General features: G+C 67.6%; 18 protein-coding genes. 11 read left to right on the top strand and 7 right to left on the bottom strand.

The features are described from left to right. Both BS38_RS26520 and BS38_RS0118300 read left to right on the top strand, forming a co-directional pair. Positions 1–579, top strand: a 579-nt coding sequence (locus tag BS38_RS26520; RefSeq protein WP_028272119.1) for a CPBP family intramembrane glutamic endopeptidase, incomplete at its 5' end; no start/stop codon positions are given. 40 nt (positions 580–619) lie between these two features. After that, positions 620–1,234: a hypothetical protein gene (locus tag BS38_RS0118300; protein WP_028272118.1), complete on the top strand. Its 615-nt coding sequence runs from the start codon at positions 620–622 to the stop codon at positions 1,232–1,234. Positions 1,235–1,255: 21 nt separating this feature from the next. On the opposite strand, the gene BS38_RS0118295 is transcribed toward BS38_RS0118300, so the two are convergent. Beyond that, complete coding sequence (locus BS38_RS0118295; protein WP_231511324.1) at positions 1,256–2,404, bottom strand: adenosine deaminase; 1,149 nt, start codon at positions 2,402–2,404, stop codon at positions 1,256–1,258. Between the two features lie 48 nt (positions 2,405–2,452). Between BS38_RS0118295 and BS38_RS0118290 the strand changes: the two genes are divergently transcribed. Together BS38_RS0118290 and BS38_RS0118285 are read left to right on the top strand one after the other, a co-directional pair. Continuing rightward, entirely contained in the window at positions 2,453–5,026 is a 2,574-nt protein-coding gene (locus tag BS38_RS0118290) for an excinuclease ABC subunit UvrA (protein ID WP_028272116.1), read from the top strand. A gap of 253 nt (positions 5,027–5,279) precedes the next feature. Next, complete coding sequence (locus BS38_RS0118285) at positions 5,280–5,963, top strand: LysM peptidoglycan-binding domain-containing protein (RefSeq protein ID WP_156037176.1); 684 nt, start codon at positions 5,280–5,282, stop codon at positions 5,961–5,963. Positions 5,964–6,061: 98 nt separating this feature from the next. On the opposite strand, the gene BS38_RS0118280 is transcribed toward BS38_RS0118285, so the two are convergent. Next, positions 6,062–6,649 carry a hypothetical protein gene (locus tag BS38_RS0118280; RefSeq protein ID WP_028272114.1) on the bottom strand — a complete coding sequence of 196 codons (588 nt, stop codon included), beginning with the start codon at positions 6,647–6,649 and terminating at the stop codon, positions 6,062–6,064. Between the two features lie 219 nt (positions 6,650–6,868). On the opposite strand from BS38_RS0118280, the gene BS38_RS0118275 reads away from it, so the two are divergent. From BS38_RS0118275 to BS38_RS0118255, 5 genes are all read left to right on the top strand, one after another. Next, positions 6,869–7,774 (top strand): MSMEG_6728 family protein, encoded by a 906-nt coding sequence (locus BS38_RS0118275; RefSeq protein WP_028272113.1) that lies wholly within the window; start codon positions 6,869–6,871, stop codon positions 7,772–7,774. 50 nt (positions 7,775–7,824) lie between these two features. Then, entirely contained in the window at positions 7,825–8,730 is a 906-nt protein-coding gene (locus BS38_RS0118270) for an NAD-dependent epimerase/dehydratase family protein (protein ID WP_028272112.1), read from the top strand. A gap of 61 nt (positions 8,731–8,791) precedes the next feature. Then, entirely contained in the window at positions 8,792–9,199 is a 408-nt protein-coding gene (locus BS38_RS0118265; protein ID WP_028272111.1) for a DUF1622 domain-containing protein, read from the top strand. Between the two features lie 68 nt (positions 9,200–9,267). After that, positions 9,268–9,945, top strand: coding sequence for a DUF2071 domain-containing protein (locus tag BS38_RS0118260; protein WP_028272110.1), 678 nt, complete (start codon positions 9,268–9,270; stop codon positions 9,943–9,945). Between the two features lie 290 nt (positions 9,946–10,235). After that, positions 10,236–10,580, top strand: a complete 345-nt coding sequence (locus BS38_RS0118255; protein ID WP_028272109.1) for a cupin domain-containing protein — start codon at positions 10,236–10,238, stop codon at positions 10,578–10,580. A 34-nt stretch (positions 10,581–10,614) separates the two neighbouring features. On the opposite strand, the gene BS38_RS0118250 is transcribed toward BS38_RS0118255, so the two are convergent. Both BS38_RS0118250 and BS38_RS0118245 read right to left on the bottom strand, forming a co-directional pair. Further along, the gene (locus BS38_RS0118250; protein ID WP_028272108.1) at positions 10,615–12,450 is read right to left on the bottom strand and encodes a gamma-glutamyltransferase family protein; all 1,836 of its coding nucleotides are present in this window, start codon (positions 12,448–12,450) and stop codon (positions 10,615–10,617) included. A 63-nt stretch (positions 12,451–12,513) separates the two neighbouring features. After that, a complete protein-coding gene (locus BS38_RS0118245; protein WP_442853352.1) occupies positions 12,514–15,093 on the bottom strand; it encodes a Tex family protein in 2,580 nt (859 codons plus the stop codon). Positions 15,094–15,235: 142 nt separating this feature from the next. Here BS38_RS0118245 and BS38_RS0118240 point away from each other — a divergent pair, with 142 nt between their 5' ends. Next, complete coding sequence (locus tag BS38_RS0118240; RefSeq protein ID WP_028272106.1) at positions 15,236–15,532, top strand: hypothetical protein; 297 nt, start codon at positions 15,236–15,238, stop codon at positions 15,530–15,532. A gap of 45 nt (positions 15,533–15,577) precedes the next feature. On the opposite strand, the gene BS38_RS0118235 is transcribed toward BS38_RS0118240, so the two are convergent. Genes BS38_RS0118235 through BS38_RS0118225 form a run of 3 tightly spaced genes read right to left on the bottom strand, consistent with a single transcriptional unit; the run spans position 15,578 to position 17,077 of the window. Then, the gene (locus tag BS38_RS0118235) at positions 15,578–15,967 is read right to left on the bottom strand and encodes a hypothetical protein (protein ID WP_028272105.1); all 390 of its coding nucleotides are present in this window, start codon (positions 15,965–15,967) and stop codon (positions 15,578–15,580) included. Between the two features lie 28 nt (positions 15,968–15,995). Continuing rightward, entirely contained in the window at positions 15,996–16,481 is a 486-nt protein-coding gene (locus BS38_RS0118230; RefSeq protein ID WP_028272104.1) for a nucleoside deaminase, read from the bottom strand. Next, positions 16,478–17,077, bottom strand: coding sequence for an SOUL family heme-binding protein (locus BS38_RS0118225; protein WP_028272103.1), 600 nt, complete (start codon positions 17,075–17,077; stop codon positions 16,478–16,480). Before BS38_RS0118225 ends, BS38_RS0118230 begins: the two co-directional genes overlap by 4 nt. 189 nt (positions 17,078–17,266) lie before the next feature. On the opposite strand from BS38_RS0118225, the gene BS38_RS0118220 reads away from it, so the two are divergent. After that, positions 17,267–21,079, top strand: coding sequence for a TM0106 family RecB-like putative nuclease (locus BS38_RS0118220; protein ID WP_028272102.1), 3,813 nt, complete (start codon positions 17,267–17,269; stop codon positions 21,077–21,079). The last annotated feature ends 3 nt before the right edge of the window (positions 21,080–21,082 follow it).

The following is a 21,082-nucleotide window of genomic DNA, read 5'->3' as shown; positions in this document are numbered from 1 at the left end:
CTGCTGGTACTGGTCATTGGCTCCCTCAATATCGTCTTCGGCGCCGCGGCACCGGGGCTGTCCCAGTTGACCTGGTCCGGGCTGCTGATGGTTTTCGGGGTGCGCCTGATCAATCCGATGGACGGGCCGCTGGGCGAAGAACCTGGATTCCGCGGCTACGCCGTCCCGCTGCTCCAGGCCGCCCGGACCCCGCTGCTGTCAGCAACGCTGCTCGGGGTGGCGGTGGCCGTCTGGCACCTGCCGTTGATCATCTTCGGCGGCCTGAGCATTATCGGCCTGCCGATAACCTTCGTGATCACCTTCCTCTACGTCTGGCTGTTCAACCGCACCGGCGGGAGCGTGCTGCTGACGCTGCTCTTCCACAACAGCCAGGGCACGTTCACCATGGGCTCGTACGGATTCACGGGGTCCGACCTAACCAGGGCGGAAGTGATCTACCTTGCGGTGGTCACCGCCTCCGTCCTCGGCACCGTTCTGTTGGACCGCCCGGCCTGGCGCACTGCACCCAGGGAAGCGACCGACGTCCGCCCCCTCCCCGTGCGCTCCGGCCGCACCGTCCCCGGGCCGCCGGCGCCATGAGCATCCCGGCGCCGCCACCCCGGCCCTGATTGGAGAAGTCATGTCATCACCACTCGCCTCCGGCGCCGGCCCGATCGCCGTGGCTGCGGGCCTCACCTTCGCGGCCGTCGACGTTTCGCGGCTCCTCGCGGCCGACACCAGCAAGGAACGGATCGCGATGATGCGCGAAACCCCGTTCCAGGTGACCAACGCGCTCTACTTTGTGGTCTTCATCGGGCTGCTCCTGGCGCTGGTTTGCGTCTACCTGAGGGTCCACGCCGAGGCCGGGGCCCTGGGCGCCGTCGCCTTCTGCTTTGCCCTGGTGGGCACCATGGACATGGCGGGCAACATGTGGTTCGACGGTTTCGCCGGCCCGTGGATCGCCGACGTCGCGCCCGGGGCCATCCTGGCCGGCGGGTCGGGAATGCTGGTGATCGGCGGGTTCTCCAGCTACGTCCTTTTTGCCCTTGGCTGGATGGTTTTCGGGATTGCCGGCTGGCGGGCCCGCATGTTCCCGGCCTGGGTGGGTGCGGCCTTCGTTGTGGCCGGCGTCCTGGGCTACAACGCCGGCCTGCCGCCCTACGGAATCCCGATCGGCCTGGCCATGGCGGCACTGGGGTGGTGGATCACCACCCGCAGCGCCCGCAGCCTGGCGGCACCGGCCGCCCGGGCCTAGGGCCCGGGCCTACGCACGGGGTTAGGAGTAACCGAGCTCCGCCAGCAGTTCGGTCTTACGCTCGTCGTCCGCGAAGGAGGACCGGATGGAGTTCGATGCCAGCCGGACGCGGTCGAACTCGGACAGCCCCAGGACGGTCTGCAGCTGCACGAAGTTGTCGTCCACATATCCGCCAAAGTAGGCGGGGTCGTCCGAGTTCACGCTGACGTTCAGTCCCGCGGCCAGCATGGCCGGCAGCGGGTGCTCGGCCAGGGTGTCCACGGCGCGGAGCCGGACGTTGGACAGGGGGCACACGGTCAGCGGCACGCGCTCCGCGACGAGGTGTTCCACCAGGTCGGGGTCCTCCATGCAGCGGATGCCGTGGTCGATCCGCTCCACGTCCAGCAGTTCCAGCGCATCGATAATGTACGACGGCGGGCCCTCCTCGCCGGCGTGCGCAATGCGGTGCAGCCCGGCTTCCTTCGCCCGCGCAAACAGCCGTTCGAATTTGGCCGGGGGGTTGCCCACCTCGGCCGAGTCCAGGCCGATTCCGGCGATGGGCGCGTTCATGGCCAACAGCTGCTCCAGGACGCCGAGGGCCGATTCCTCGGACAGGTCGCGCAGGAACGCGGCGATGAGCAGGGTGGACACGCCGAACTCCGCCAGGGAGTTCGCCAGCACGGAGGCAACCCCGTTGACGCAGGTTTCCAGCGGGATTCCGCGGGATACGTGCGCCTGCGGGTCCATCATGATTTCGGCGTGCCGCACTCCCGCGGCCGCCGCACGTTCCAGGTAGGCGCGGGTCATGTCCGCGAAGTCCTGCTCCGTCTGCAGTACGGCCATGTTGGCGTAGTACAGGTCCAGGAAGGACTGCAGGTCAGTGAACTCGTAACGGGCCCGCAGCTCGTCGAGGTCCGCATACGGCAGCTCGATGCCGTTCCGTTCTGCGAGGGCGAATATCAGCTCCGGCTCCAGCGTTCCCTCGATGTGGAGGTGCAGCTCCGCCACCGGCAACAGCTTGACAGGCTGCTCAACGACCGGCTCGTCGGCCGCTGCTTCGGTGACGGTCTGATCCTCCGCAGGCCGGTCCTTCGCAGCGTGTTCCGGGTTGGCCTCTTCAGCAGTGGGTAGGGGTGCATCGCTGAGTGCTGGCGCGCCGCCGGGTTCGGGTGCGCCGTCGTAAGTTTCCATCCGGTAAGGATATGCCCGCGGCGCCCCCGCACCGATAGAGTCGAACCAATGCAACACAACAAGCAGGCTTCCGATGTGCCCTTCCTGACCCCGGACCACCCCACCGATGGATTCGTCCGCGTGCGCGGAGCCCGCGAAAACAACCTTCGCAACGTGGATGTGGACGTGCCGCGCGATGCCATCGTGGCGTTCACCGGCGTCTCCGGTTCCGGCAAGTCATCCCTCGCCTTCGGCACCATTTATGCCGAGGCCCAGCGCCGCTACTTCGAGTCCGTGGCCCCGTACGCGCGGCGCCTCATCCAGCAGGGGCACAACCCCAAGGTGGAGCTGATCACCGGGCTGCCTCCCGCCGTCGCGCTTCAACAGCGGCGCGGCACACCGAGCAGCCGTTCCACGGTGGGCACGGTCACCACACTGTCCAACTCGCTGCGCATGCTGTTCTCCCGTGCCGGAACCTACCCGGACGGTGTGGCGCAACTGGATTCTGACGCCTTCTCGCCCAACACCGCTGCAGGCGCCTGCCCTGTGTGCCACGGCCTCGGTGTTGCCCACACAGTCAGCGAATCGTCCCTGGTGCCGGACACCTCGCTGAGCATCGCCGACGGTGCCATCGCCGCCTGGCCCGGCGCGTGGCAGGGCAAGAACCTCCGCGACATCCTCAGCCACCTCGGCTACGACGTCAACATTCCGTGGCGGAAGCTGCCCAGGAAGGACCGTGACTGGATCCTCTTCACCGAGGAGCAGCCGGTAGTGGAGGTGACGCCGAGGCGGGACCGCGTGGCCAAGCCGTACAAGGGACGTTTCTGGAGTGCCAAGAGCTACGTGCTCCACACCCTGGCCGACTCCAAGAGCGACACCATGCGCCAGCGCGTCCTCAGGTTCATGGAGACGGGTCCGTGCGAGCGCTGCAGCGGCAGCGGCCTCACCCCGGAGGCCCTCGCCGTGACCTTTGCGGGCCACACCATCGCCGACCTAAACGCCGTGCCGATGAGTGAACTGGCGGAGCTGATCCGGCCCACCAGCCAGGTCACGGACGCAGGGACAGCCAGCCGAGCCGCGGCATCGGGCGAGACCAATGAAGTGGCGGTGGCCATCACTCGCGACCTCCTGCTGCGGATCACCGTGTTGCTGGAGCTGGGCCTTGGCTACCTCGCCCTGGGCCGGGCGACTCCCACGCTCTCCCCCGGTGAAATGCAGCGCCTGCGGATCGCCACCCAGCTCCGCTCCGGGCTGTTCGGCGTGGTGTACGTGCTGGACGAACCCTCCGCAGGGCTTCACCCCGCGGACGCCGAACCCCTGCAGGCCGTGCTCGAAGCGCTCAAGTCCTCGGGGAATTCGGTGTTCGTGGTGGAACACAACATGGATGTGGTGCGCCGCGCCGACTGGCTGGTGGACGTTGGCCCGCGTGCCGGTGAAGGCGGCGGCGAGATCCTGTACAGCGGGCCCGTGGCCGGGCTCGCGGACGTGGATGCGTCCGTCACGAGGCCGTTCCTGTTCCCGGAGGGCAAAGCCGCAGTCCCCAAATCCACCCGCAGGGAGGCGGACGGCTGGCTGGAGCTGCGCGACATCACCCGCCACAACCTGCGCAGCCTCGACGCGGAGTTCCCGCTGGGCATCCTGACCGCCGTCACAGGCGTGTCCGGCTCCGGCAAATCGACCCTGGTCAGCCAAGTTCTCGCCGAAGTGGTCGGAGCACGGCTGAAACCCGAAGGCGGCGCCGCCGCGGACACTGCGGACACCTCGGATGCCGCCGGGTTCCCGGGCTCCGCGGACGCCGGGTCCGGCGAGCCGCTGGATGTTTCCGAAGCAGTGGGCCCGGTCTCCGGGCTGGAACGGATTGACCGGCTGGTCCGGGTGGACCAGAAACCGATCGGCCGCACCCCGAGGTCCAACCTCGCCACCTACACCGGGCTCTTCGACGCGGTGCGCAAGGAATTCGCCGCCACCGAGCAGGCCCGTGCCCGGGGTTTCGGCGCCGGGCGGTTTTCCTTCAACGTGGCCGGCGGACGCTGCGAGACCTGCCTGGGCGAAGGATTCGTGGCCGTGGAGCTCCTGTTCCTTCCGGGCAGCTACGGCCCCTGCCCCGAATGCGCGGGTTCGCGCTACAACCCGGAGACCCTTGAGGTCAGCTACAACGGCAAAAACGTGGCCGAAGTACTGGCCATGACCGTGGACGCCGCGGCTGAATTCCTGGCCGGCGTTCCGGCCGCCGCCCGCAGCCTGCAGACCCTGCGCGACGTTGGCCTGGGCTACCTCCGGCTGGGCCAGCCCGCCACCGAGCTCTCCGGCGGCGAGGCGCAGCGGATCAAACTGGCCACGGAACTCCAGCGCGCCCGCCGCGGCCACACCCTGTACCTGCTGGATGAGCCCACGACGGGACTCCACCCGGCGGACGTCCAGCTGCTCATGGTGCAGCTGCATTGCCTGGTGGACGCCGGAAATACGGTCATTGTGGTGGAGCACGAAATGGACGTGGTGGCTGCCGCGGACTGGGTCATCGACCTCGGCCCGGCCGGTGGCGATGCCGGTGGTGAGATCGTGGCGTCCGGGACGCCGGCCGCCGTCGCGCGTTCCAAGCAGAGCCGGACGGCGCCATACCTGGCCACGGCGCTGCAGCACTGACCGGCGCCGGTGCTCACGCCCAGACTGGCAGCCGGCCCCCGGTATCTATTTCGATTTGATAACGGGGCGGCACTGTCTTAGCGTGGAACGTAATCCCGCCATGCGGGACAACGAATGCCCGGTGCTGCCACCACCAGTAACTGCCCGGCCGGCAGACACCGTAAATGACCTCTAGTTCGTCAGGGGCGGGCAGTGGCGCGACAACGTCCGGGGACGGACCGAGCGCAGGTGGCCCTCAGGAGCATCCACTTTCATGAACACTTCCACTCGCATGAACACGTCCATGGGCAAATCCAAACTGGGGACCGCCGCGCGCCGCGGAGTCACGCTGGCCGCCGTTTCAGCGGCAGGACTCGCATTGTCCGCCACAGCCGCCAACGCGGCCGTGCCCACCGCCACCAGCGGCAGCACCTGGGACGCCCTCGCCCAGTGTGAGAGCGGCGGCAACTGGAGCACCAATACGGGCAACGGTTTCAGTGGTGGCCTGCAGTTCACGGACAGCACGTGGGCGGCCTACGGCGGCACCGGATCGGCGGCAAACGCCACCCGCGAGCAGCAGATCGCCGTCGCCGAAAACGTCCAGGCCAGCCAGGGCTGGGGCGCCTGGCCCGCCTGCGCCGCCAAGCTGGGCCTGAGCGGCGGCGGCGGAGCACCCGCCCCGAGCGTTCCGGTCACTCCGGCGGCGCCCGCCGAAGTCCAGGTCCAGGCCGCGCCGGCGCCCGTCCAGGCCGCGCCCGTCCAGGCCGAGCCCCGGCACGCAGCGCAGGTTCCGCTGAGTGGCGAGACCTACACGGTCGAGGCCGGCGACACACTGAGCACCATCGCGGAGAAGCTCAACATCACCGGCGGCTGGCAGACCCTTGCCGACGCCAACACGGACACCATCGTGGATCCCGACCTGGTGCTTGAAGGCCAGGTCCTGCAGCTGCCTGCCTAGCGTTCAAGCAGCACAGCGTTAACAATGACGCCGGAGCCTCCCCTTGGCGGGGAGCTCCGGCGTCGTTGTTTCTTAAGTTGGTTGGTTCCTGCTGCTTTCTAGGCGGCCTGCGTAAATGCCGTCTGCGGCAGTTCGCGGACGATCCGGACTTTCCAGGCAGAGTCGTCGCTGGTGTCCAAGACGGCCACGGTGCCGATGTGCAGGTGCAGGGCAACCCGCTTGGCGGCCAGGAGTTCCAGGTACAGGTGCTCGTTCATGCGCGCCGGCGAATCGATCACGAACTTCACGGCGTCGCGCACCTTGCGGTAGTTGTCGCTGCGTTCCCGGTGCATGTGCAGTTCCAGGGAGTGCCGCTGGCGGACCTTCGGTTCATGGCTGTTCAGCCAGGAAACGGCCGCGTGCACTGCCACCACAACGGTCAGGGACACTGCGTAAATCCACCAGCCGGTGGAGAGGAGGAACAGCGGAAGGTTGGCGATGGCCACCACCGCAATGAACAGGCGGAGGGCAACGATGCGGCGGAGGGTGAGGGCCACAGAACCAAGGGCGGCGCGGAAACCGTGCTGCTCCTTGCGGGCCGCTTCCGGGTCCAGCGTGAATTCATCAAGCACCAGGATGCCGTTGGCTTCCGGGCTCAGCATTTGTCCGAACTTCGGCGTGAACGGAACTGCTTGGGTAAGTGTCATTTCGTATCTTCCGGAGGGTGGCTGAGGGGTGTTTTGATTGCGGTCATCTTAGTCAAATTGTGACCGTGTTGTCTCCGTCGTCTCACCATACGGTCCAGTAGACTACGCCGCACTTCCCGCCAGCCGCTGACAGCCTACCCGGTCAACGGCCGGCGCGGGGGCGGTGCGCCGCCGTCGTCGGCATTTGGTCTGGGACCCCGGCACCTCCACACTTGAAGGATGCAGACTTTCCTTCCCTATCCAGATTTCCAGCAGAGCGCCGCGGTCCTGGACCGCGTCCGGCTCGGCAAGCAGCGTGTCGAGGCGCTGCAAACACTGCGTGCGCTGGTGATCCCGGAGTACGGCTGGCAATCGCACCCGGCCATCCGCATGTGGATGGGCTACGTCCCCGCGCTGACCATGTACGGCCTGGCCATGGCCGACGAGTGGATCGCCCGCGGCGGCGAAGACACCACCCGCGCCAAGATCCTTGAATTCGCGCCGCAGGCGGACCACGCTGCCTACGCGGCCAAGATCCCCATGCCGCCATGGCTCGGCGAGCCGGACGTGCACCTCAGCCACCGCTCCCGGCTGCTGCAGAAGGAACCCCGCTTCTATAGCGAACTGTTCCCCGGAACGCCGGCGGACCTGGAGTATGTCTGGCCCGAACCCCGGCACGAGTTCCTCCCGGAAGATCCTGTAGGCGACCGGCTCTGGATCCTGCGGGCCAACGTGGGCGACACCGACCCCGACAAGCTGGATATCGTCAGCCTGCCGGAGGTTGGCCGGGCCGCCAAGGCAGCGGCCCAGGCCGACGACTACGAATTCGTTTACGCGGACGACACCTCCCGCCGCCCGGCCAAGAACCCCAAGAAGCGGCCCCCGAAGCAGCTCGTGAAGAAGCCCACGAAAAAACGCCAGCAGCAGGAAGAAGCCTTCCGCACGCTGCCCGGCAACACGGCCCTCGCGGTCCCGTTCAATGGCGGCGCCACGTTTGCTCTGGGCAAGGTGCAGGGACGTCCCATTACGGTGGACGGCCGCTTCGCCCGGAACTTCCAGGTCACCGAGGTCGTGGAACGTTCGTCGTTCGACTACCCCGCCCTGCTGCAGGACCCGCGGCTGTTCTTCCCGGTTCCGGCGCCGTAGGCAAGCGTCGGTAGCTAAGCCTTCGGCGCCGCTCTGGCAGACTGGCCGGTATGACTGTTCTTTTGGCCGGTTGCGGCGATCTTGGTACCGAGGCCGGGCTGCGTTTCGCGGCGGCCGGACACCGCGTGGTGGGCTGGCGCCGCTCGCCCGACAAGCTTCCGGCCGCCATCGAAGGTGCCCGGGCTGACCTGCCCCCCCCGCCGCTGCCGCCCATCCCGGCGGACACCACCGCCGTCGTCGTCGCCGTCGCGGCTGACTCCCCCACGGAGGCGGCCTACCGGGCCGCCTACGTGGACGGGCTGTCGAACGTCCTGGACGCACTGGACCTCGACCGGAAGCGCGACGGCGCGGCGTCACCGTCGCGGCTTCGGCGCGTGTTGTTCGTCTCGTCCACCGCCGTGTACGGCGACGCCGGAGGCGGCTGGGTGGATGAACGCACGACGCCGGAACCCGGCGGATTCTCCGGCCGCATCATCCGCGAGGCGGAGGATCTGCTGCGCCAGCGGCTGCTCGGCACCGGAATCTCTCCCGTGGTTCTGCGGCTGGGAGGCATTTACGGGCCGGGGCGGACACGGCTGATCGATCAGGTGCGCTCGGGAACGGCGGCCACAGCGCCGGCGGAACCCCGCTACACCAACCGCATCCACCGGGACGACGCTGCCGCGGCGATCGTGCACCTGTGCACCATGGCCGCCGAGCCCGCTCCCGTCTACCTCGGCGTGGACAACGATCCCGCGGAGCTCGGCGAGGTCCAGCGTTTCCTGGCCGACGAGCTGGGACTGCCGCTGCCGCCGTCGGGCGTTTCGGCTGGTTCCGGCGGGGGCGAGCCTTCCCGGGGCGGGAACAAACGGTGCAGCAACGCACTGCTCCGCAGCACCGGGTTCGAATTTGCGTACCCCACCTTCCGTGAAGGGTACCGGGCCATCCTCGCCGGCGAGGGCGTGAGGCACCCGTGATGCAGCCGCACTTATGTGGTTCCGAATCCCTGATCGTGTCCGAGACCTCGTAGGGGGAACAGTGGATTTCCAGCACATCATCGAATCGGTCGGCAGGTTCATGGACTTTGCCGGCGTCGCCGTCATGGTGATCGGCGCCGTCGTCTCCATCCCCATGGCATTACGCGGCTTCCAGCCGAAGCGCCTGCCGGAAGGCTCCGAACCGCTCTCCGTCTACCGTTCCTACCGGCAGTTGCTGGGCCGCTCCATCCTGCTGGGGCTCGAACTCCTGGTGGCGGCGGACATCATCCGCACGGTGGCCGTGACGCCTACCTTCGAGAGTGTGGGCGTGCTGGCGATCATCGTGCTCATCCGGACCTTCCTGAGCTTCTCTCTGGAGCTCGAAATCACGGGCCGCTGGCCCTGGCAGAAACAGCCCGCGGGTGCTGCGGCCTCCGCAGGCTCGTCGAGCTCATCCACGGACGGCTGAAGCTCTTGTCCGCCGTGGAATTCCGTGACCCCTGGCCGGAGCCGCCGGAGCTGCCCTCTCCCGTGATCATGGACCAGCGGTGGACGGATGCAGTGTTCCTGCACTGGCGCATCCCCGTTGGGGCGGCTGCAGCGTTCATGCCGCCCGGGGTGGTGCCGGACGAATTCGACGGATCAGCGTGGGTGGGGCTGATCGGCTTCCGCATGCAGCAGGCGGGTATCGGCCGAGGCCCGGGGGTGCCGTTCTTCGGGGATTTCAACGAGATCAACGTCCGGCTCTATTCGAGGGAACCTGACGGCACCCGCGGCGTCGTCTTCCTGAGCCTGGACGCGGACCGGCTGGCTGTAGTGCTGGCCGCACGCGCCGCCGGGATTCCCTATGTCTGGTCGCACGCGCGCTTCCGCCGGGGCGGTCCAGAAGACCCGTCAACTGGCTATTCGGTGCGCCGGTACCGCCGCGGGGCGACGAGCGACTTTGCGGTTGTTCCGGCGCTCGACGACGTGGCCGCGGATCCGCTATCCATCCATCTCACAGCGAGATTCGGGCTGCACTCCCGCTTCCGCGGCCGCACGCTGTACATCCCCAATACACACACAGCCTGGCCGCTGTACCGCGCTGAGCTGACGGTGCTTGAGGACGGGCTGATCAGCGCGGCCGGCCTCGAGGTGGCGGGGCCACCCGAGTCCGTGTTGTTCTCCCCCGGCGTCCGGACCCAGTTCGGCAAGCCGCGGGTGCTGCGGGCATAGGGGATGGCCGGGCGGCGGGGGTCGGGGCTGGAGCCTGGGGCCTGGGGCCTGGGGCCGCAAGTGTCCGTTCGCGCTTCTCTGCGCGGCGAGTGCTCAGGAAACTTCCGCGGCTTCGCGTACGGCCGAAGTGCCGCGAAGAAACAACTACTTCACAACCTTGCTTTCGGCCTGACGCCGAGCGACCTGAGGGAGCCGGTTGCAGAGGGACCCCCGTTGCTTCGGTGTGTCTTAGGGCGCACGCTGGTTTGGACCACCAGCATTAGGTATGGACGCACAAGGATGGGAGCACAATGAGCAACGATCGAGTGGCACCTGAGACGAAAGGCGTCACCGTGGAGGTCCTTGCAACGGTTGACCTTGATGGAGAGATCGACGGCATGGAGGGGCGCCAACTTCGAACGCGTAAGGTGACCATCGATCCAGGCGGAGTCTTCGGCCCGGTTCACGACCACGTGGGCCGGCCCGGCACCGTTTACATCCTGCAGGGCACCATCACCGACCATCGAAACGGGGTCGCCACGGACTACGGGCCGGGAGTGGGATGGCCCGAGGACCGGAACACCACCCACTGGCTCGAGAACAGGGGAACCGTTCCGGCGGTGGAGATTTCGGTGGATATCGTCAGCCGGGGCTGAACCACGGCAGCCGCAGGATCGGCCACCCTGGCGGCTACCGCCCCGCCGCGTAGCCCTGCGCGCCGCGGGGGTTCGCTGCGGCCTGCAGGACTCCCGTCAGTGGATCGCGTACGACGGCGGACAGCCGTCCCAGCGTCCAGTCGCCGGCGCGCGTGATCCGGTGGCCACGGCGTTCCAGGCCCGCAATGACGTCCTCACCCAGCCTGTCCTCGACGACGGCGCCGCCCGGTTCCCAAGTGCGGGGCCAGAACGACCCCGGCATCGACGTCGTATGGAACGTCGGCGCATCGATGGCCTGTTGCGGGGAGTAGCCGCCCACGATGGTCCTCAGCAGGTACGGCAACTGCCACTGGTCCTGCTGGTCGCCGCCGGGTGATCCCAGCGCGCTGATAGCCGAGCCGTTCCGCAGCACCAGGGTCGGCGTCAGCGTGGTGCGCGGCCGCTTCCCGGGCGTGAGTGTCGACGGCGTCCCAGGTTCGAGCCAGGTCATCTGCAACCGCGTTCCCAGGCAGAAACCCAACTCGGGAATCGCCGGGGAGGACTGCAGCCACCCGCCTGACGGAGTCGCCGAAATCATATTTCCCCAGCGGTCCACCACGTCCAGGTGGCAGGTGTCACCGCGTGTCTCGCCGGTGGCGAGCACGGTCGGCTCCCCCACTCCCGGGCCGACGCCGTGCCCGCCAACGCGAGTCCCGTCGTCGTCGTTCGCAAGTGCCGGCGGCACGTACTCCGTCCGGAGCGGCGGGGTAAACGGGTCTCGTCCGGGAACCCGGCCGGGCCGGAACTCATGCGACGCACGCTCCGAGATCAACTGCCTGCGCTCCGCGGCGTACTCGGCGGACAGCAGGTAGTCGAGCGGAACCTCAGAGTCGCCGTAGTACGCCTCCCGGTCCGCGAGCGCCAGCTTCTGGGCCTCCAGGATGGTGTGCGCGCCGAGTTCGGTGGACGGATCGAGGTACTCGTCCGCGAATCCGTCCAGGATCGCGAGGGTCTGCAGCAGCGCCGGCCCTTGGCCCCACGGACCTGTCTTGGCGACGGTGTACCCGCGGAATTCACAAGTCGCAGCGGCCTCGTAGCCTGCCTCGAAGTCCGCCAGGTCACTCAGTGCCAGCACGCCCCGATGGTCGGTGCCGGACGAATGCCGGTGCGGGATCTGCACGGACTGCACCATCGCTGCCGCGACGAAACCCGCGCGCCATTCATGGCGTGCGGCGTCGATGCGTGCCTCACGGGCGGGCTCTGCCGCCCCCGCCTCCATCAGCCGTTCAAGGGTCTGCGCGTAGGCCGGATTGCGGACCAGTTCCCCTTCAGAGGGGATTCGTCCCCCCGGCATCCACAGGTCGGCCGACGTGGGCCAATGTTCCCGGAACAGTTCGGAAACCGCCGCAATTGTTGCGCCCACCCGTCCCAGCACCGGATGGCCGTCGCGCGCGTAGCCGATCGCGAACTCCAGCACCGCCGGCAACTCCCAGGTCCCGTGGTCGCGCAGCAGAAGCAGCCAGGTATCGACGGCGGCAGGCACCGCTGCGGCCAGGGCGCCCGAACCGGGCACCAATTCCAGGCCCTCCGAACGATAGTGTTCGGGCGTCGCTCCCGCCGGGGCGGGGCCCTGCCCCATCAGGACCACCGGTTGACCCGGTTCCGCAGCGGTGACAAACACCGCGGTCATGTCACCGCCCGGACCGTTCAGGTGCGGCTCTACGACGTGGAGTACAAACGCCCCGGCGGTGGCGGCGTCGAACGCGTTCCCGCCACGTTCCAGCACCGCCTGGGCAGCCGCCGTCGCAAGCCAGTGCGTCGAAGCGGACATCCCGAAGGTACCCTGCAGGGTGGGGCGCGTGGTGAACGGCTCAGGCCGGGTAAAGGTCATGGGGACCACTGTAGCCACGGCCGTCTGCGGTGGGACGGATGAACCGCGACGGCGGATTGCCGGCTACTTGCCCAGGCCCGCCTTCCGCAGCGCCTCTGCCATGGCCGTGTTGACTGGCGCGGGCTTTGGCGGCGTCCGCTTGGCGTCGGCGCCGTCTCTCCGGGGCTGGCGGTCGTTGCTCCGGGGCTGGCGGTCGTTGCTCCGCGGCGACCTGGCGTCAGTCCTCGGCGGACGGGCGTCGTTCCCCTGCCGCGGTTCACTGTTGCCCTGCCGGCCGCCGGCAGCCGCCCGCCCACTTCCAGCCGCCTGTCCACTGGCAGGTGCCGGTTCATCGTCGAGCCTCAACGTGAGCGAAATGCGCTTCCGCTCCGGATCGGCTTCGAGGACCTTCACGCGCACCACTTGTCCTGACTTCACCACTTCGCGCGGATCGGAGACGAAGCGGTTGGCCAGCGCGGACACGTGCACCAGTCCGTCCTGGTGCACTCCGACATCCACGAACGCCCCGAATGCGGCCACGTTGGTGACGGTTCCCTCCAGGATCATGCCCGGCCGGAGATCGGAGATCTTCTCGATCCCCTCCGAGAACTTTGCCGCCGCGAAGGCCGGCCGAGGGTCCCGGCCCGGCTTCTCCAGTTCGGCCATGATGTCCTGCACCGTGGGCAGTCCGAAGGAGCCTTCCACGAAATCCTGCGCGTTGAGGGAGGCGAGGCTGCCGGTACCTGACCCGCCAAGGGCTGCCTTCCCGGCAACTGACTTCCCGGCAACTGACTTCCCGCCGGCAGCGGCCGCCAGAATCTTCCGCGCCACCGGATAAGCTTCCGGGTGCACGCTTGAAGCGTCCAGCGGCTCCGCTCCACCGGTGATCCGGAGGAACCCGGCGCACTGCTCAAACGCCTTGGCCCCCAGCCGCGGCACCTTCTTCAGATCGCTGCGCTTGGCGAACGGTCCGTGCTCGTTCCGGTACGCCACGATGTTCTCGCTCAGCAGCGGCCCGACGCCGGCCACACGGCTCAGCAGCGCAGGCGACGCCGTGTTGACGTCCACGCCCACGGCATTCACGCAGTCCTCCACCACGGCATCCAGGCTGCGGTCCAGCTTCGCCGCCGTGACGTCGTGCTGGTACTGCCCGACGCCGATCGACTTCGGCTCGATCTTCACCAGCTCGGCCAGCGGATCCTGCAGCCGCCGGGCGATGGAGACCGCCCCGCGCAGGGAGACGTCCATGCCGGGCAGCTCCGCCGCAGCAAGGGCCGACGCCGAATACACCGACGCACCGGCTTCGGACACCACCAGCTTTTCCGGCCCCGCGGCTCCGGACGCGGACAGCTTCTTGATCAGTTCGAGGGCAAGCTTGTCGGTCTCGCGGGACGCCGTCCCGTTGCCGATCGCCACGAGTTCCACGGCGTGCTGGCGCGCCAGCCGGACCAGCGTGGCCAGGGCTTCGTCCCACTTGCGCGCCGGGGCATGCGGGTAGACCGTGTCGGTGGCCACCACCTTGCCGGTTCCGTCCACCACCGCCACCTTCACGCCGGTGCGCAGCCCCGGGTCCAATCCAAGCGTTGCCCGGTTGCCTGCCGGCGCGGCGAGCAGCACGTCGCGGAGGTTGGCGGCGAAAACCCGCACGGCTTCGTCCTCGGCCGCGGCGAACATCTTTCCCCTCAGGTCGGCCGTCAGCCGGGCCAGCACCCGCGAGCGCCACGCCACCTGCGCGGTCTGCAGCAGCCACTCATCGGCGGGCCGCCCGCGGTCCGCAACCCCGAGGAACCTGGCCACAGCGGATTCATACCGGCCGCGGGCGGCGGCGAGGGCGTCGTCGTCGGACGGCTCCGCCTCGGCGAGATCCAGCTCCAGCACCCCGTCCTTTTCCCCGCGGAGCAACGCCAGGACCCGGTGCGACGGCATCCCCGACGGCGCCTGCGAAAACTCGAAGTAGTCCTTGAACTTCTGCCCCTCGGCCTCCTGGCCCTTCTTCACCCGCGACACCATGCGGCCCTGGGTCCAGAGCCGTTCGCGGAGGGTCGCGGCGAGATCAGGGTCCTGGGCCACCCGCTCAACGAGGATGGCCCGGGCACCCGCCAGCGCTGCCGCGGCATCCTCGATGGAATGTTCAGTGTTCAAGTACTTGGCGGCCTCGCGCTCCGGGTGCAGTTCCGGGCGCTTGAGGAGGGCATCCGCGAGGGGCTCGAGCCCCGCCTCACGGGCGATCTGCGCCTTGGTCCGCCGCTTGGTTTTGAAGGGAAGGTAGATGTCTTCCAACCGGGATTTGGTGTCGGCGCCGACGACGGCGGCCTGCAGTTCCGGTGTCAGCTTGCCTTGGGCGGCGATCGCTTCCAGGACGGCCCGACGGCGGTCCTCCAGTTCGCGGAGGTACCGGAGCCGCTCCTCGAGGTCGCGGAGCTGGGTGTCGTCCAGCGTCCCGGTGGCTTCCTTGCGGTACCGGGCGATGAAGGGAACGGTCGAGCCGCCGTCGAGCAGTTCCACCGCGGCCTTGACCTGCCAAGCCTTGACCCCCAGCTCACCGGCAATCTGGGCTGCGATGTGCTCGGCAGTAGAGTCGGCAGACATGGTGGCGGCCGGGCTGGCCGGTGTTGTGGCCGGGGAAGGGGACGGGCGCTGCGGGATGTGGTTCACCCAGATCATTTTGCCTTATCGGACCGACACTGTGCCGCTGTGTCCTCTCTGTGCCCTCCCCGCGACAGCCAAAACTGGGGCTATCCACAGGCGAAAAGAAGTGATGTAGTGGCAGTTGGGGGAGCCCGACGATCTACGGAGGCGGTCCACGATGCAGGAGTTGCTCATCATCCTTCAGGGCGGCTTTGAGGAGGACAACGTCACTGTTTTCGTCAACGGCAAGCAGGCCAGGCGTGACACCGAACTTTCCACGAATCCGCTGCTTGGCATCGCCGAAGAGGTCGCGATCGAGGTTCCGGCGCGCGGTGCCACCATCGGCGTCGATGTCACCAGCCGGGGCTTGTCCGGGGGCGTCAAGCTCAGCGGCAGGCCCAAGAGCCTCCTTGTGTCCATCGAGAACGGCAAACTCCTGCTGCGGGAAGGGACCGGCCGCGAGGCGTTCCTGTAGCCGGCGGGATTGGTTACCAACGGGCTTGGTTACCGGGCTGCTTGGTTACCGGGCGGGCCGCCCGGTCAGGAGCGCGGCCTGTTTGCGTGCCCGCGCGGCGATGATGTTCCGGCGGTGCAGCGCCACCGCCAGCAAGAGCAACGGAACGTGGATCGCCGGGAGGTTCCTCGCGAACCATTTGGGCAGGTAAATGTCAGTCACCGACCCCGTCTCGTCTCCCAGGTTTTTGGCCACGGCGGTCAGCGGGCAGTGGAAGCCGTTGGCGGCAAAGATCATCGTTTCACCGGCCACGACGCACGCGGCCACCCCGGAACGCTTGTCCGTCTGCCCGCGGACGCCGGCATAGAGGAGGTAGACCATGCAGGCTTCAATCAGGAACCAGGCCAGCGTGTGGAATGCCTTCACTGCCCTCAGCGCTGCGTGATTTCGGTCCATTTCTCCGCCACCTTGAGAGTTACAGGCCCTAGGCCGGTTCCGGCAGCGCGTCCTCGGCGATGTCCTCCGCCCACAGCTCCGGGTGATCCTGCTGGAAGCTGCGCATCATGTCGAAGCTGCGCTGGTCGTCCAGCACCAGCACTTCCACGCCGCGCGAACGGAGCAGCTCGAATTCGCCCGGGAAGGTGCGCGCCTCGCCCACCACAACCCGCGGGATCTTGAACTGGATGATCGTTCCGGTGCACATGGCGCACGGGGCAAGCGTGGTGTAGAGGGTTGTGTCCCGGTAGCTCCGCTGGCGCCCTGCTGCGCGGAGTGCGGACATCTCGCCGTGTGCAATCGGATCGCCGTGCTGCACGCGCTCGTTATGACCGCTGGCGATCACTTCGTTGCCCCTCGCCAGGGCGGCGCCGATGGGGATGCCGCCTTCACTAAGGCTCTTCTGCGCTGCCCGGACTGCAGCTTCGAACGCGTCTTCGTTGTAGGCGGCGTACTCACTGGGCTGACCGTTCATGAGGCCCCTTCCCTCTGGCCGGCAAGTCCCGCCGACTCCTCGATATCCTGGACCACTTCATTCTTCCTGAGGAACCAGGGTTTGAAAGGCGGGTCGAAGCGTGCGAACCGCGGCGTTCCGACTGGCCTGAGGCCGGCCTGGGCCAGGGCTTCCTGCAGGACACTGTTCCGCTTCTCGAACGCAGCTTCGGTCCCCCGGCCGGAGAATCCCAGGACGGCAGCCACCGAGCCGGGTACGGCCCGGATTTCCACTTGTGGATTATTCGGAACGGGAGCTGTTGCCGCGGTGATGCTGGCGGGAAGAACGAACGCAACAACGAATTCGCTGTCGCCGGGGGCACCGCTCTGGACCACGGGCGCCGTCATTGCCAGTTTTCGCGATGGGGCGGGACTTTGCAGGACCGGGGCGGTCATGGACACGGGCTCGCGTGCGGTGTTGTTACCGCTGATGTACCCGAATAGAAGCCGAAAGGCAGCGTTGCCCGCACTGTCGAAGGTCGCGTTCACCTTTACTTCGGCGACGGCGTGCGCCGGGTAACGGCGCACTTCAAAATCCGGAAACCGTTGGACGACGTCAAAAGGCTGCTGTTCAGTCATGTTCCTCAGACTTTACGCCGACCGTACCTGCCCGGGCCAGAGGCTGGCGCGCAGCGGCCAGCTGTCGGCGCCGGAGCCGAACAGGGAGAGCCCAAGCCAAATTGTCAGGGCCCTTTGGTAGCTTGGCAATAAGGCATCAGCGGCAACTCACAACAACCGGCACCGCAACATCTACAGCAACGAGGCGCAGTGTTTCTTCTTGAACCGGAAGTACCGGATCTGGCACAGGATCTGGTCTTCTCCGCGAGCGATCTGGTGACCGCGGCCACCTGCGAGTACCAGTTGCTGCGAAAACTCGATGAAAAACTGGGCAGGTCCCCCAAAGCCGAATTCGAGCCCGACGAGATGCTGGCCCGCACGGCGAAGCTTGGTGACGTCCACGAGCACAAGGTCCTGGACAAGTTCCTTGATGAGTTCGGCCCGTGGGATCCCGCCACCGGCCGCGGTGTGTACGACGTCGCAGCCGCCACCGCAATGGACCGCGCCACCCTGCAGGCCAAGCATGCCGAATCCATCGATGCGCTGCGGGCCGGGGCGGACGTCGTCTTCCAGGCCGCCTTCTTCGACGGCCGCTTCCACGGCCGCTCCGACTTCCTGGTCAAACAGGATGACGGCAGCTACGCCGTGTACGACACCAAACTGGCCCGCCATGCCAAGGTGACCGCGTTGCTCCAGCTTGCAGCGTACGGCGACCAGCTGCTGCACGCCGGAATCACGCCGGACCCCGCGGTCACCCTCATCCTTGGTGCCACCGTGGAAACTGCGGGAGGCGGCTTCGACTACGTCCGTAGCAGCCACAAGCTCGCCGACATCCTCCCGGTGTTCCGCGAGCGCCGGGACAGGTTCCTTGCGCTGACCACCGGCCACCGCAACCAGCCCGACGCCGTCAGCTGGGGTGCATCCGGCGTCGTTGCCTGCGGCAGGTGCGATTACTGCCAGGAACAGGTCAAAGCGACGGACGACCTCCTCCAGGTCGCTCGGATGAACTCGGCGCAGCGGAAGAAGCTCCACGCGGAAGGTATCTTCACGGTCAAGCAGCTGGCCGATGCCGCGCTGCCCGGCGCCAGCCCCTCCCTGCTGCGGATGCAGGACCACGCCAGGATGCAAAGCAACACCGGCACCGCAGACGGTTCCGTAACTTACGTCAAGGACGGCGAACAGCACAGCATCAGCTACCGGGTGATCCCGGAGAACACGCTGGCGGAACTGCCCCCGCCGAGCCCCGGCGACATCTTTTTCGACTTCGAAGGGGATCCGCTGTGGCAGGACAGCGCCACCGGGGTCTGGGGGCTCGAGTACCTGTTCGGAGTTATCGAAGCGCCGCTGGAACCGGATCGCAGTACCGTGTTCAAGCCCTTCTGGGCCCACAACCGCGCTGCCGAGAAGCAGGCCTTCCTCGATTTCCTGGACTACGTGGAAGATAGGCGGCGCCACTACCCGGACATGCACGTCTACCACTACGCCGCCTACGAGAAGACGGCGCTCCGCAAACTGTCGGTGATGCATGTCGCCGGTGAGGACGTGGTGGACAACTGGCTGCGGGACGGACTCCTCGTGGACCTGTACCAGACCGTGCGGAACAGCATCCGCATCTCCGAGAACTCGTACAGCATCAAGAAACTCGAGCCGCTGTACATGGGCAGCAACCTCCGCTCCGGGGAGGTGAAGGACGCCGGCGCGTCCGTGGTGGCATACGCCGATTATTGCGAAGCGCGCGACGCCGGATTGTCCGAGGACGCCGCGGCCATCCTCGCCGGGATCTCCGACTACAACCAATACGATTGCCTCTCCACGCTGGAGCTCCGCGACTGGCTGCTGGGGCGTGCCGCCGAGCGGGGAATCCGCCCGGCCCCGGGAAACGACTGGCCTGCCGGAAACGATGGGGCACCTGGAAGTGATAGGGCACCCGGAAGCACGGGGCGCTCCGGAAATTTAGGGCGGGCGGCATCTGAGTCCGACGACGGTGCCGCGCTTAGGCGTTCTGAACTGGCCATCCGGGCGTTCCTCGCCCGGGCGGCGGAGTCACGCACCGCAGGAGGTGACTTACGCGCCGCAGGAGGTGACTTACGCGCCGCAGAGGGTGGGGTCAGCGGCCCCGATTCCGATATTCAGGCTGTCGCCATGGTGGATGCGGCCGTGAGCTACCACCGCCGCGAGCGCAAGGCATTTTGGTGGGCACACTTTGACCGCTGCGAAAACGGCCCCGACACCCACCAGCAGGACCGTAACGTCTTCCTCGTGGAGGAAGCCCGGATCCTCGATGACTGGCACAAGGTGGGCACCAGGCTCCCGGAACGCAGGGTGCAGCTGACCGGAAACGTGACCGCCGGCTCGGACCTCCGCGAGGGCAGCAAGTGGTTCCGGATGTACGACCGTCCGTTGCCGGCAGGGCTTGAGGGCACGGGCAGCGACGGGTCGGGGCGCAACGGATGGTTCGGGACGGAGGTCCTGGAGATCGGTCATGAAGACGGGCGGGACACCGTGGTGATCCGGGACAGGCTGCACCGGAAAATCGAACCGCACAACAGCCTGCCCATCGCCCTGACCGAAGACCAGCCCGTCGCCACCAAGAGCCTGGAGGAAGCGCTGGCCCTGCTGGCGGACCAGGTCGCTGCGGGCCTTCCGGACAGCTCGGCAGACGCCGCGGGTCTAGCAGGCGCACCGTCAAAGGTCGGGGCAAAACCAAAGGCCGCACCGTCAAAGGCCGGGGCGCCGGGCAGACCAATCTTCCGGAAGCACCCGGCGTTGGACCTGGTGCGCCGGGTTCCGCCGCGGCTGGTGACAGGCGGCCCGCTCCCCGCACCGGCTGGCGGACCGGACCGCTTCATTGACGCCATCACTTCCGCGGTGGAGGCGCTCGACCATTCGTACCTCGCGGTCCAGGGGCCGCCTGGCACCGGCAAAACGCACGTCGGCTCGCACGTCATCGCGCGGCTCGTGGCCCGCGGCTGGAAAGTGGGCGTGGTTGCCCAGTCGCACGCAGTGGTGGAGAACCTGCTCTGCACTGCCGTGGCAAAAGCCGGAGTGGACCCGCGCCGTGTCGCCAAGGACGTGAAACACGACGGTGCCCTTCCGTGGCACCACCGGGACGCCGCAGACGTTGAACGGCTGCTCAGTTCGCCGGGCGGAGCGCTGGTGGGCGGCACGGCCTGGACCATGACCGGCTCCACGGTTCCCGCCGGCTCACTCGATCTTCTGGTGATCGATGAGGCCGGGCAGTTCTCCCTTGCGAATACCCTCGCTGTTGCCCAGGCGAGCCCGCGGCTGCTGCTGCTCGGAGACCCGCAGCAGCTCCCCCAGGTCAGCCAGGGCACCCACCCGGAGCCGGTCAACGAATCCGCGCTCGGCTGGATCTCCGCGGGCCGTGCCACGCTTCCGCCGGAGCTGGGGTATTTCCTGGCCGACTCGTGGCGGATGGCGTCCCCCCTGTGCGAAGCCGTTTCGGAGCTCTCCTACGAGGGCAGGCTGCGCTCAGCACACGCGGCGGACCTGCGGAGCCTGGAGGGCGTTCCTGCCGGAATCGAAACCGTGATGGTCCCGCACGGCGGCAACATCACGTCCTCCCCGGAGGAAGCAGCTGAAGTGGTTCATCAGGTGGAGAGGCACCTTGGCCTGATGTGGCACGATGAATCCGGCGGCCGCCCGCTGGGGCAGCAGGACATCCTGGTGGTGGCGGCTTACAACGCCCAAGTAAACCTGATCAGGGACGCCCTCGACGCAGCCGGCCACACGGCGGTCCGAGTGGGCACCGTGGACAAATTCCAAGGCCAGGAAGCTGCCGTAGTGATAGTGTCCATGGCCTGCTCTGCGGTGGCCGAGGCTCCGCGCGGGATGGAATTCCTGCTCTCCCGGAACCGGATCAACGTGGCGGTATCCCGCGGCAAATGGCGGGCCGTGGTGGTGCGGGCCCCGGAACTGACCAACTACCTGCCCACCCATCCGGAAGGGCTCGAACAGCTGGGCGGTTTCATCGGATTGTGCCAGCGGTCGGCTACCAGCTAGGCG

The organism is Arthrobacter sp. UNC362MFTsu5.1 (assembly GCF_000685965.1).
Taxonomy (GTDB): domain Bacteria; phylum Actinomycetota; class Actinomycetes; order Actinomycetales; family Micrococcaceae; genus Arthrobacter.
This window is presented reverse-complemented; position numbering and strand designations above follow the sequence as displayed.